Origin of the sequence: Gracilibacillus phocaeensis, assembly GCF_900626275.1 — a bacterium.
In the GTDB taxonomy this organism is placed as follows: Bacteria; Bacillota; Bacilli; order Bacillales; family Amphibacillaceae; genus Gracilibacillus; species Gracilibacillus timonensis.
Window position 1 is genome coordinate 133,209 of sequence record NZ_LR131142.1, and the last position, 13,814, is coordinate 147,022.

Genomic DNA, 13,814 nt, shown 5'->3' on the forward strand with positions numbered 1-13,814 from the left:
TTAGTAACCTACTTCTACGGCAGCGTTGACCATATACATCAAGTCATTCTTATCCGCTTGATCCTCCAGAATAATACCCGATGTCGTAGCCATCCCGCCATCGATCACTTCAACCGTTACCATCCCATAAGGAATCTCCTGCGTCACCTGATCGGTATCCACCAATTCCTTATCAGCAGGCACCGCCAGTTTGACGTTAACCCTCATGTTGTGTAAATCCTGACCGGGTAAGTATTCCTTGATGCCAGGCATAGAGTTATAGTGAAGCGCATTCTCAACCGCGCGAATACATGCCTTGGTGATATTCTGTCCGTGTACATCAATCCCCGTACCTGTTTCGATGAAAATGATCTTCTCCATATTCTCGCCTCCAATATAGAAGTGTTCTCAATTACTAGATTACTGGATTCAGCCAGCAAAATCAATTTATAAAACTCTTACTAATAATGGGATTTATCTGGTATAATAGGTATAAGAGACTTGCAGGAAGGATGACACCAGCGTGAAAATATCTATCATCGCAGTCGGCAAACTAAAAGAGAAATACCTAAAGCAAGGCATAGAAGAATATATGAAGCGCTTAACTGCCTACGCCAAGGTGGACATTATCGAATTACCCGACGAAAAAGCACCAGAAAACATGAGCGAAGCCGAACAAGAAGCCATCAAACGCAAAGAAGGCGAACGAATACTATCCAAAATCCCACTAGATACATACGTTATTTCCCTGGAAATAAAGGGCGACATGATCAGCTCCGAAACATTCGCCAAAAAACTAGAAAATCTGATGGTCCACGGGAAGAGCAAGATCGCCTTTGTGATTGGCGGATCTCTAGGATTGAGCGAGGAAGTGCAGGAGCGGAGTGATTATGCGTTGTCCTTTTCGAAGATGACGTTTCCGCATCAGTTGATGAGATTGGTGTTGGTGGAGCAGGTTTATCGGGGGTTTCGGATATTGAAGGGGGAGCCTTATCATAAGTGAATGAGGTTTTACTATATAGGCAGAAGTGTAGAATTTTGATGGAGGGTGGAGTTGTGAGTTTATTAGATGCGCATAAAGGATATGAATATCAAGATTTATTTACGGCATATCATATTATAAATATGTTATTAACTGATGAAAGTGCCACCTTTAAGATTGATCAGAAGGAATCAGAAATTGATAAGTTTGATGATCTGACAATTATTACAAATGATTCAATAATGAAGAGACAGATTAAGTATAGTGATAGTAAAATATTTGAGAAAGCAGATTTGTCTTCTGGAAATTATGATTTAGCCCTAGATACATTATTTAGATCATGGCAAGAGCTGCCTCAAGACAAGAATATTGACATTAGGCTTTGTTTGGCATGGGAACTACTCAAGGATTCCCAAGACTTTGATTTTTTGGTAGAACAAGATACAACTAATCTTTATCAAAGTGATAATGTTAAGGTGCTAAAGATTGACCTTGAGAATATATGGCCTTCAGATGGAATTCCTATTTTGTCATGGCGACGATTAAGAGGGAAATCCACGGAGATTAATAGATGTGAATTTGAGAACTTTATTAATGATTTAACTATTGAAGTGAATCTTCCGAAATCAAGCACAGATTTTGCTAATCCCGGCGACTTAGAGAATTTGGTTATAAAGAGCTTAAGGCTCTTTGGTGTTGGGAAATTTCCAAATGATAAGAAATCAGTAGTTGACGTCGCCATGCATTTGATGCATATCATTAAAGGCCTGCGTGCGAGAGGAGAAGTCATTGAGCTAACTAAAGTGATTTTTGACCTCGGTCTGATGAAAAGTTACGGAAACATTGAGCAGAGTTTTAAAATTGATAGAGGTATTAATGTACTGAATTCAACAAAATATTATGAATTCAAAGAGTTTGTATTTATAAACAATAAAGTAGGTCTACTTGGAGAACCAGGATCAGGAAAGTCTTGGTTCATTCAAAACTTTATAGACTTTCTTGATGATCAAGATATTAAAGTTGTTCAGCATTATTGTTATACAGGAATAGATGACCTATATGAAAAAGAAAGAATAACTATAAATGTCTTTTTAGCGAATTTAATTAATGACATTATTGATTCATTTCCATATCTTGAGTCATGTAAGTCTTCCAAATATGGTGTGGATTTTGATGAATTACAGGTTTTAATTAATCATATACAAGAAGAAGTAGTATTAATTGTCGATGGCTTAGATCACATTGGTAGAATATATAGTTTTCATAAAGAAACAATGAAACAAATTGACACTGAAATTGTGAAAGTAATCTCACGTTTGGTGTTTCCTGACAACGTAAAAGTTGTTTTAGCATCACAGCCAGTTACTGAGGTTATTAACTTATGCGATCATGATTTTAAGGAATTTTCAGTAAAGCCTTGGGACATTGGTGATGTAAAAGAGTTTATTACTAATAATGGACTAACAGATGTTGAACTGGATTTTCAGTGCATGTTATCAGATTTATTGATTGAAAAAAGTTCAGGGAATCCACTGTATTTAACTTATTTGGTGAACGAATTATCTAATTACAGTCATGTTATGATAACAAGAGAATTGATTGAAGGATTCCCAACTTATAATAACAATTTGGAAAATTACTATTCATTCTTAATGACAAAACTCTCTGAAAGTCAAAGAGTGCCACAAATCTTGGCTGGTTCTCCATTTCCATTAACAGAATCTGAACTTAAAGAGATTACTTATTTAGGTGCATATGTTTCTGAAAGTTTAGAGGTTATTAGAAGTATATTATCTTACAATAGTTGTTCTGGTGGTTATATAATTTATCATGAGAGTTTTAGGAGATATGTTCTTGAATTACTAGAAAAAAATGAAGTTAGTATAGATAAAGCCATTTATTCATACTTGATAGACTGGTTGAAAAATAGAGGCTTCTATGAAGATAGAAAGTCGTATCTTAATTTATTTGTACTTCTCTTTGAGTCAAAACGATATGATGAAATTCTAGAATACTGCAACAAGGAATTTGTTGTTGACAGTGTTTTTAATGGCAATAACATTAATTCGCTTAAAAGCAATTTTGAGATTTTAATGAAGACTTCTTGTATGGTTAAAGATTATGGTGCCCTAATTATATGTACTGAATTGAGCAATATGATTTACGGTCTAGAATATTCATTTGATGAAAATTCGCAAGCTTATTATCTTGGATTAGGTCTTATTAATGGATTTGAAAAACTTAAAAACATTTTAGTCTACGAAGGACGAAACGCACTAAGTCGCACTGAAGGGTTAAAAGTCTGTTATCTCTGTTCTGAAAACAACGTCATTCCTGAATGGGACGAGTATATCAAGTTACTCATAGAATCAAATAAATCTAATCAAGTAGAACGAAAGAGTCATGATGATCGATTAGAAGAGTATAAATACTTTATTTGTGCATGTTTAGATACTGGCCGAAACATGCTCGATAAGATTGAAAAAGTTGCAGTTGAAGGTGCATTTGATCAAAGAGAGGTAATAATAACTGAATATTCAAGAAGGGGACTATTTGAAGAATTAAAAGAACTGGTAAATCAGCTTCAAGAACAAGAACATTGGATAATAAGTATAGATATATTTTTGGATGAATATGAAATTGATGAACAATATCTTGATACTGCACTTGAAAAATTATTACACTCTGATTCATACTCTGATGATACTTTAATTGCGCTAGATTACTATTTTAGTAACATTGAATGGATTATTACAAACCATTCAGATAAATTAAATGAGTTTGTTAAATCTATTGAAAATAAAAACTGGTATTATAATTGGCTCATATATGTGAATGAAGTGAATAAGGTAATTGTTGAAGCAAGGAAAACTGAGTCGATTGAAGATTCTAGACTAATAGAAGCATATTCATTGTTGACCAAGGATATGGAATGTTTCAAGGGCAAGCCTCGTACTTGCGATTTGTACAATTATGAGACAATTATATTTGGGTCAATATTATTCCCGCTTGAATTTGTTTCAAATGAAACTACATGGCGCACAATACTTGGTTTGATTGCTGAGATGTCAAGTGAAACTATGACTACGCTAAGTGGTTCTACAGGTGGCCCATTACCAACGTACAAACTCTTCGACCTGTTCTTAGAAATAGCAAATGATACAAACTGTGCAGTTTTAACGGAAATATTTGAAGACAAAATAGGCGATGAGGATAAACGTAGATTTTATTCTTATTTGGCTGATTATAGTTTGAAACACGCGATTATCCTTGCAAAGAGTGGACGGTTAGACAGAGCAAAAGATGAATTCCGAAGAGGTGTAGAGTATCTATTGTCTTATTCATTTAGAAAGGATCGTACACTAAGTCGGCTGATTGATAGTGTTGAAAGCATTTATAAAATTGATGAGGAAACTGGCATTAAGAATATCTTAAGGCTTAAGCCACTGGCTGATGCTGTTGTATATCATACTGACGGTAGGAGCACCAATACTTACCAAAAAGAATGGTTCGAAGTTTTGGCTAGAACTGACAAAGACATTGCTCTAACACATCTGAGTTATGAACTATTGGACTCCCCGAACTATTGGACTATGGAAGAAAGTTTAGATAGTCTTTTAGAAATTATGAATAGTGAAGTAGACCCACTGATAGAAAATGCTCTTTTCAAGACGAGACCTAATCAAGTGAGTTCTAGTAGTATTCGTAGTTACTTAAACAACATACGAGTTCTAATTACCAACTCTCAAATAAAATTGGCTAGACTCTCCATGAGAGAATTACTGAATAGATATCCAAATGGAATCTATGAAGATGATTATGAGGAGATAAAAGGACTATGTAAGGAATTGAACGTAGAATTTAATTCTAAAATTAAATTAGATCGTAATTCAAATAGAAATTATGATAGTGATAGAGCAAACAAAATTAGTGATGATAAACATGTTAGGCATTCAAGTTTTGATGTAATGTCTTTTGAGAAAATACTTGAGTATATTGTGAACTTTGGAATAAAGGAAAGTGAGATTCAAGGACTATATATATACTTGCAGTCAATTGATGAGTTGAACAATGACTCAAAAATGTTTATTAGTAATTTAATAAAGCACACATATGACAGAAGAAGCGATGATAAAAATAGAGAAAGAATACTTAGAGTTGTTGATGCTTTATCTTTAGATTCAGGAGTTATGGCTTATATTTATGTATCGATATTTCTGAATCACAAAGATGGTTGGTATCATAGGTTAACTGAAACAGCGTATTATATAAAAGCAGTAGAATATAATAGAGAGGTTGCTGAGGAGCATTTTTTTGAGTATTTCTATAATAATCTTTATTCGGTTGACTATAATCTGGCAGTAGGCGATGAAATAATAAATGCCTTAACAGCAGTTGGATATGATGGTGAATTGATAATCCGGTATTGGGAATCGTTGTTTGAGATAATTAATTTTAGACTTTCAGGACAATATGATTACAACTCTGAGGAAATAGTTGAAAAGTCCAAAGAACTCTCTTCTATAGAAAAAGCAATGTTTCTATTACTTACCCGTCTAAAGTATGGTGAAGCAAATCGTTATAGGTGGATTATTTCTTCATTGGACAAAATGTTAGAGCAGCCAGAGTATCGTAAATGTTTCATAAAGCCTTTCAAGCGTTATATTGAAAAGATGGATCTGTTTATTGACTACTCATTAATTGTTTTATTATGGCTTATTAGAAGATGGTTTACTAAAGAAGAGTTGCATGAAAACACTTTAATAAATGACATACTAAGTGTTTACCCCACTGGTTATGGTACTGTAGACTACTTGATTAGGAACATTACTGGTCATAAAAGTGAAAGAAATTATAAAGAGTATGTTCACTCATATGATGGTGGAGATGACAATATTAATTATTTCATAGGAATATTAATTGAGTCGGATAACAGATTTGCTTTGCTAAAGGATAGAGGCGTTGATATTGGTAATATTGCTAAGAATTATTTTCTTGAAATAACCGATAAGGATACACGAAAAAATCTTCAAGATTTCATATACAACAGGTCATATAGCGTTCTTGTAGCAAATGTTTATTTTTACGATATATTAATGAAACATATGAGTCGTGAAGTAGAAGCATTTATCAATGGATTCTTAGGACACCCATTCTTTAGTATGGTTGAAGAAGAAATGAATGAAATATTGATTGATGATATAGAGTATATAATTTCCAATTGTAATTCAATTATTCCTCGTCCATCGGATATTGCTATGCCTGAAGAAATTAATGATTCGATAAATGATGTATATTCCCAAGAGTGGATTTCATTAGCGTACTATGAACGTTGGTATAGTAAAAGAGAAAGACATAAGAATAATTTTGGAGAGAATACAGATTCAACAATCATCATTTCTGGTGTAGGATTCACAAGTGAAGAGGAAGTTGTTCCTTTACTGAAACTCAAAGCAGAATACAAGCTATATGATGAAAACTATGCACTTGGGAAAATTGATGATCTGAAAAGAGTTCCACTATTAATTGCTTCTGACCTTAAGATTCATGAGGATATTTATTTAACATTCAGACCATATGATTATCTAAGTATTAGGGGAGATATTCTGGATGTTCTCGGAATTAAGATTACAGATAATGGTGAGGGAATAGTTGGCATAGATAGAACTGGTGAGGTAGTGGTGAAGTATTCTAAATGGGAAGTTTGTTTTGATGATATTGATACGGGAAGTTATCGAGTCCCTTATATGATTGGCTCAGAAGTTAAAGTTAAAAGAGTTGTGTATGATGAAATATATAAGCTATTTGATAGAGAAGCAAAGCGATTCACTATAAAGTTAGAAACATAGAACTTAGAGATGAATTTGCAAGAAAAAACGGGTTTGTCAAATAAAGTGTGTAAGTTCCCATTCACTCAAGGTACTTTAACACTCTATCTTTCAGTTCATCATGAAGAAGAAGCATTACTAAGATATCCAGAAATACCTGAGGATTTTTATAATCTGTATTTTAATTCTTGGTCTGAGGTTCTTGCAGCGGTTAGAGTAAATGGAATGAATGAGAATCGTGTCATAGAATCAGAATATAAAGGTATTAAAAGTAAGAGAAGAGTAACAGAGCAAATGGAACTAGATTTGTAGTAAATATGAAATAGAGGTTTTTATATTTTAAGGAGGAAAATGTATGAACCGAAGAAAAATCGACAGAGCAATAGGAAACAAAAGCACCCAGCTAAAAGAGTAGATATTGTTCGTATCCAATTAGTTAAGGAATCTAGTGGAATATCTCAAAAGTCCTTTCCTGAGTACGGCGGACGAATTTTACCACTTGTGCAATCTTTTTTACCACCTTTTGCGGAATTCTTTACCACCACACATAAAGAGACAAGGCAATACAGTGGAACTAGCTGTTCATTCATAATATAGCAACGATTCCACCACCCTTGACCTTGTTTGTGTCTGTGGTAGTGGTTTAATGGCGGATCGAAAAAAAGCAGCCTTTAGGGCTTCATCCGCTCAAATAGCGTACCACGGACAATCACTTCTAAGTTCCGCTGACGGGGCCCCGTCCCCTTTCAGCGATCACTAAGAAGTGGCACGACGGTCAAAGGCAAGCAGTTAACACTGTGGTTGGTAAGTGCTTATTCTTCAGTGGTAAAGACTTCAGCAACAGGTGGTAAAACTCTCCGCATTTAGTGGCAAAAAAGATTGCAAGGCTGGTACATATTGAATGCCATACTCAACTGTTTTCTAATACTTAGTTTGCTATGTTCAAAAAACCATTTTCCTTTGTTTAATGCTGATCTTTTAATCAAAATGGTTTCTTCTAAAGCAAATTCAACTTTCCAATAAGCGCTTCAAGTTGTCATCAATAAATTTATTATCAGCACTGTTGATTCCGCGGCCGGCAAAATGGCCCCAGATTGAATCGATAGGATTAAAAACAGCATGAGGGATATGTTTAGCCTCGTATTCGTTATCATCCGCAGTGCAGAAAAGATCCGTGTTTCCTGGCATGACGTTGGCAATTGCTTTAATGCTTCTAAGCGCCTTATCGAAATCTCCGTTATAGACGGGATTTGCACTAATATCTCCATTTTGTCCAGTCCATAACATGGCTAGGACATTGTGTGGATCCATCCTCATAAAGCTATCTTCCCAAACTCCAGCCACAAATTTTTCCAATGAATCATAGCCCATCTCACGATAAAGCTCCTCTTTGTAAAAAGTTTGAGATAAGCCCCATCCTGCATAGACATGACCAACAGCGCGCATGTCTGCAGATGTCAACTGGTTTAATTTACTTGAATCGAAACCAATTGCAGCCATTAGCGCAGCTTTCATTCCACCTAGAACTATATACGTTTGTGGCCAAGTCTTTGCGCCTCCGCAGAAAGGAGCAATTCGTTCCACCATGTCGGGATAGCTTGCCCCCCATTGGAATGATTGAACACCTCCCATTGACCATCCAACTACCAGAGCGATCTTTTGAATACCGAATTTTTCGGTCACCAGTCGATGCTGTAATTTGACGTTATCATAGATGGTTACTTGAGGGAAATTAGCCTTGTCGAATGGAGCAGGAGTATTACTAGGAGACGAAGATAGCCCGTTTCCCAGCAAATTTGGAACGATAATGAAATATTCTCTCGGATCTAGTGCCATCCCGTTTCCAATCAGCCATTCATTTTGAACGTGTTGATCACCAAAAGCAGTTGGATAGACGATCACATTATCCTTCTTTTCATTCAATTCTCCATAAGTCTTATATGCAAGAAATGCATTCGGTAACGTTACTCCTGATTGTAAGGTTACGTCACCCAAATCAAAAATATCATAATCCATTGTATGGTCGCCTCCTTTAAAAATGAAACACATCTAAAATGCATTTCTTGTACTAAGTATAAACCCATGATACTATCAATAAAAGTGAACAAAATTAAAAGTAGCATTCAATAATATTGAAAATAAAAAGGGAGGAAAAGATAATGGAATTGCGCCAACTGGAAACGTTTCGCACTGTTGCTTCCACTTTAAATTTTAGTCGGGCTGCGGACGCGCTGAACTACGTCCCTTCCAACGTTACGATGCAAATCAAAGCATTGGAGGAGGAGCTTGGTGTTCCTCTTTTTGACCGCTTAGGCAAGCAGCTCGCTCTCACCACCGCGGGTAAACGCTTTTTAACTCATATCCAAAGTGTTATAAACAAATTAGATGAAGCTCGCCATGCCGTTCATGACAACGAAGATATTAGTGGCACCCTTACAATAAGTGCCAACGAGGTTCTTTGTGCCTATCGCCTTCCTGTTGTCTTTAAGCTATTTCGTTCCCGCTATCCAGGGGTTCGACTTATTTTTCGTTCCGTTCCAAATCAGAAACTCAAACAAACACTCTTTGATGGTACCGCGGATGTCGTCTTTATGCTGGATGAAACCATCCTTTCAACAAGACTTGCTGTAGAACCATTACTGGAAGAAACTTTCCGCTTGTTTGTTGCACCTGACCATCCGCTTGCGAAAAAATCTGTATTGCATCAGGAAGATTTTCACGAAGAAGTATTACTGGTGAATGAAAAAGGCTGTCCCTATCGAACCATGTTTGATCGATCATTTGAGAAAAAGGGCATTGATAGTATTACTTATTTGGAGTTTCAAAATGCCGAAGCCATTAAACAATGTGCCATTTCGGGAATCGGCATTGCCTTTCTTCCTGAAATCACAGTGGAAGCAGAAGTTGAACGCGGTGATCTTGTTGCTCTTCCATGGCAACTTTCAGATTTACAAGTATATACTCATATGGCTTGGCATAAAGAAAAGTGGCTTTCACCAATCATATCATCTTTCATAGAAGTAGTAAGGGAGGTTATCGCTATAGAGGATGGGAGTAAAACCGTTTAGAAAACTTCTTCAACTACAAGTTCTTTGATCTTTGATTCGCAACTATTAGGGGATAGCAAAAAACAATCCTTTTATGGCTTTATCCGCCTCAATAGCGTACCACGGACCTTTACCGGCGGGGCCCCGTCCTCTTCCAGCATTCACTAAGAATTGGCACGGCGGTAAAGGGCAAAGGCAGTTAACACTGTGGTTGATAAGTGCTTATTCTTCAGTTGGATGGATCACTATTGTCATATGTGGATCAGTTTTTGGTCACCTGTGGGTCAAAAAGATGGCAGAACTGGATCAATTGAATGGCATAATCATACTAGCAAACGACAAGTTGTTTACCACTTTGATTTAATTTAATATCTTTGTATACTTAATATGCGTGCTTATTACCAATATCATGCTGCTTGGCATGCACATTAAGTATACAGGATGTGTTGAATTGGTAAAGCCTACCGCAAAAGGTGGTAAAACTCTCCACATTTGGTGGTAAAAAAGATTGTAAGGCAAATGCCATCCCTCATTCTTTTTTCAAAATGTTAATCGTTTTTTGGCTGCTCTTCTAAGATACTTTTTAAAGGTTTTTGAAGAACGTTCACAAGAGCTATGAAGACGCTTGTTGCTAAAATTCCCATTAGACCTAGTGATATCGGACCTGCCGAGTCATCACCTGTGAATTGAGCAAGCACCCTTAAATAAACTATTGCTAACAAAATGAAGAAAATGACAGCGAAAGCACATTTTTTTATTAGCTTTAAAGATTGAAGAGATAACTCAGAAAAAATATTGTTCTTTTCGATATAGGTTAAAAGTTTAAATACTTGATATAAAACTACAGAAAACGCTATACAGATTCCATATCCACATGCCAAAAGTGGATACAGCGAATAATCACCTGGGCGCTCTATCGCATCACTTCTGGCTGCTGCAGGAAACCAATATACACATAACATAAGCACCGCAATTCCAATAAGAATAGCAATGACCTTTAAGAAAAAAGTGGAACCTAGTTTTACATTCATGTAAAGCACCCCGCTAATTTAATGATATAATCACTTTAGCACATTATTTATCGAATAACAATAAATAAATATTGATTAATAATGTGTTAGCGTTGTTAACTTGATTCCGATAAGAATAGTTAAAATTATCATTTGTTGTTGTTTGAGTATTGGTAGAGGGATGTTTTATATAATTTTGAATCATAAACGATCCAAACAAAACCCTAGTGAAATCCTCACTAGGGCCTTACTCATGCTTACTCTCAATAAAATCCCAATATTCCTCCAAACGCTTCACTTTATCTACGGGCTGATCACTAATCTTATCCATCAATGATTTTTTCATTTCCTTTACGACTAACATTTCTGCCTCATTTAATGATAAATCATCGTTAATAGTATAATTTCCGGGAAGGTATGGTGTATCAATCCTGCCAAGTAAATAATCAGTGGAGATTTCTAGTATATCCGCTATTTTAATAATAGTTTCTATAGAAGGTTGATTTCTGCCAGATTCATAATGATTGTAGCCACTCTTTGTCATATTTAATCGTTTTCCTACTTCTTTTTGTTCGAACCCAGTTTCCTCTCGAATATATCGCAATCGTTCGTTGAATTTGAACATAATCTAGCTCCTTCTCTTCTTACTACAACAAATTATACAAGCAGCTAGTCTTTAAAACTCATAAATTTACAAATCATAAACTTATTTATTTACAGTTTACAAAATATAAACTATAATGATTTTAATACAACAAAAAGTGGGGTGATTAATTTTCGTGCAATTTTAAGTTTGCAAAATGGGCTGCTAGAAAATCGCTTGATCTATCGAAAGGAGGATCACCGCAAACATGGGTACATAGAGAGGGATTACTTTATAGTGTGTGTGAAATTTCATTTGTAATCGGATTCATTGAAATTAAATAATTATGAGGAGATGATCATAAGAAAATGGAACGCAATAAATTAAAATCAAGACATATTCATCTAGATTTTCATACTAGCGAATGGATAGAGGATATGGGTGTCCAATTTGATCCTGATGAATTTGCAGACACTTTAGAAAAGAGTAAAGTCAATTCCATAACGTTATTTACTAGGTGTCATCATGGAAGACTTTATTATGATTCAAAGTTATTTCCTGAACATGTTCATCCACATTTAAAGGATAGGAACTTCTTGGAGCAGCAAGTAGCATCCTGTCATAGAAAAGGTATTGATGTGAACTTGTATACAACCATTTGTTGGGATAAATTAATTGCCGATGAGCATCCAGAATGGGTATGTATCAACGAAAATGGTGAGTTAGATGATTTTAAAGGAAAAAAATATTTTGAAGCAGGTTTTTATAAAAATTTATGTATGAATACGGCGTACCGAGATTATGTGAAGAAACAATTTGGAGAAGCTATTCGTGGTATACCTGCTGAGGGTGTATGGTTTGATGCCGCCTTTATTGTAGAGTGCTGCTGCCCATGCTGCATCAAAAAAATGAAACAGCAAAAACTTAATCCAAGCAATAAAAATGATAGACAAAAATTCGCTGTAATGACATATCACGACTGGGTAAAAGATCTATCTGACTTCATTTGGTCTATCGATCCTAAGTTGAATGTCACCTTTAATAAAGGACACGTAGGTATTACTGAAAAAGAAGTGAAGGATTATTATACCTACTATGCCATAGAATCTTTGCCAGGCGGTGAATGGGGATACATGGACTTCCCGATCTCAGTGAAATATAATCGCAATTTTTGCAATCCTTGTTTTGGTATGACAGGGAGATTCCATACAGAATGGGGAGATTATCATTCCTTTCGTAATAAAGAAGCATTAGCATTTGAATGTTTTTCCATGATTTCTAATGGTGCAAGCTGTATTATCGGTGATCAATTAGAGCCAGGCGGGAAATTGAATCCTTATATGTACCAGCAAATAGGGGAAGTATTCAACGAAATAGAAGAGAAAGAACCTTGGTGTGTAAATGTTACACCTAACGTGGAAATCGGTGTGTTTTTAGAAGAAGAATTTGTTGATGTAGAAATTGGAGATATACCTAAAGCAACAGAGGGCGTTGCTCGTATACTACAGGAGTTGTCTTATCAGTACGATTTCATTGACAGTGCCGCCGATTTTGCAAAATATAAAGTTCTGGTATTACCTGATGTAATCCCCATAGATGATAAATTAAAGGAAAAAATAGAACGATTTCTAGCGAATGGGGGAAAGCTGCTAGCTACCTATGAAGCAGGACTTAACAAAGAAAAATCAATGTTCATGCTGGACAAATTAGGTGTTAACTATCAAGGACATGCACCATACAGTCCTGACTTTATTATTCCAACTGGTGAAATAGGCAAGGGATTATATCCGAGTGAACACGTGATGTATATGCAAGGTTCGCTGGTGGAAGCGAAACCGGAAGCAAAGGTTTTAGAAAAGACGATAAAACCAGTGTTTAATAGAACATGGGAACATTTCAGTTCGCATTTACACTCTCCATCGTCTGGCGAGGAAGGTTATCCAGCAATTGTAGCTACTGATCAAACGATCTATTTTATTCATCCTTTGTTCTCGCAATACCGGTATAATGCAACCCCATGGGTTCGAACATTTGTGAAGAATGCTTTGGAACTACTGTTGCCTAACCAACTAGTATCACATAATGGTCCAACGACGTTAACTACCAATATAATGCAGCAACAAGATAATAATAGAGACGTACTGCACTTATTACATTATATTCCTGAGAAGAAAAGTGAGACACTGGAAATTGTTGATACGGTTATCCCTTTATACGATACAAAGATTCAATTATCTGTGTCCAACGAGGTAACATCTATTAAATGCCAGCCAGAGAATATAGATTTAGATTTCACAATAAACGAAAATAAAATAAGCTTCACCGTGCCTAAGATTTTAGGACATCAATTGATTGAGATCAGCTATTCAGCATAGCTTTTTGTAA

At 35.6% G+C, this 13,814-nt stretch carries 9 protein-coding genes; 5 read left to right on the forward strand and 4 right to left on the reverse strand.

The genetic code is table 11. The features are described 5' to 3' along the window. Positions 1–360: a Lin0512 family protein gene (locus tag E0E32_RS02955; RefSeq protein ID WP_130858907.1), complete on the reverse strand. Its 360-nt coding sequence runs from the start codon at positions 358–360 to the stop codon at positions 1–3. A gap of 142 nt (positions 361–502) precedes the next feature. Between E0E32_RS02955 and rlmH the strand changes: the two genes are divergently transcribed. From rlmH to E0E32_RS02970, 3 genes are read left to right on the forward strand one after another with little or no spacing between them, the layout of a single operon-like run. Beyond that, positions 503–982: a 23S rRNA (pseudouridine(1915)-N(3))-methyltransferase RlmH gene (rlmH, locus tag E0E32_RS02960; RefSeq protein ID WP_130858908.1), complete on the forward strand. Its 480-nt coding sequence runs from the start codon at positions 503–505 to the stop codon at positions 980–982. Positions 983–1,035: 53 nt separating this feature from the next. Continuing rightward, complete coding sequence (locus E0E32_RS02965) at positions 1,036–6,810, forward strand: NACHT domain-containing protein (RefSeq protein ID WP_165444933.1); 5,775 nt, start codon at positions 1,036–1,038, stop codon at positions 6,808–6,810. Positions 6,811–6,819: 9 nt separating this feature from the next. Then, positions 6,820–7,101: a hypothetical protein gene (locus E0E32_RS02970; protein ID WP_130858910.1), complete on the forward strand. Its 282-nt coding sequence runs from the start codon at positions 6,820–6,822 to the stop codon at positions 7,099–7,101. 696 nt (positions 7,102–7,797) lie between these two features. Here E0E32_RS02970 and E0E32_RS02975 read toward each other — a convergent pair. Beyond that, positions 7,798–8,805 carry an alpha/beta fold hydrolase gene (locus tag E0E32_RS02975; RefSeq protein ID WP_130858911.1) on the reverse strand — a complete coding sequence of 336 codons (1,008 nt, stop codon included), beginning with the start codon at positions 8,803–8,805 and terminating at the stop codon, positions 7,798–7,800. Between the two features lie 143 nt (positions 8,806–8,948). On the opposite strand from E0E32_RS02975, the gene E0E32_RS02980 reads away from it, so the two are divergent. After that, positions 8,949–9,857, forward strand: a complete 909-nt coding sequence (locus E0E32_RS02980) for a LysR family transcriptional regulator (protein ID WP_130858912.1) — start codon at positions 8,949–8,951, stop codon at positions 9,855–9,857. 527 nt (positions 9,858–10,384) lie between these two features. On the opposite strand, the gene E0E32_RS02985 is transcribed toward E0E32_RS02980, so the two are convergent. After that, positions 10,385–10,867 (reverse strand): DUF2975 domain-containing protein, encoded by a 483-nt coding sequence (locus E0E32_RS02985; RefSeq protein WP_130858913.1) that lies wholly within the window; start codon positions 10,865–10,867, stop codon positions 10,385–10,387. A 226-nt stretch (positions 10,868–11,093) separates the two neighbouring features. Then, complete coding sequence (locus E0E32_RS02990) at positions 11,094–11,471, reverse strand: helix-turn-helix domain-containing protein (RefSeq protein ID WP_130858914.1); 378 nt, start codon at positions 11,469–11,471, stop codon at positions 11,094–11,096. Between the two features lie 326 nt (positions 11,472–11,797). Between E0E32_RS02990 and E0E32_RS02995 the strand changes: the two genes are divergently transcribed. Next, positions 11,798–13,804: an alpha-amylase family protein gene (locus tag E0E32_RS02995; protein WP_130858915.1), complete on the forward strand. Its 2,007-nt coding sequence runs from the start codon at positions 11,798–11,800 to the stop codon at positions 13,802–13,804. Positions 13,805–13,814: the final 10 nt, after the last annotated feature.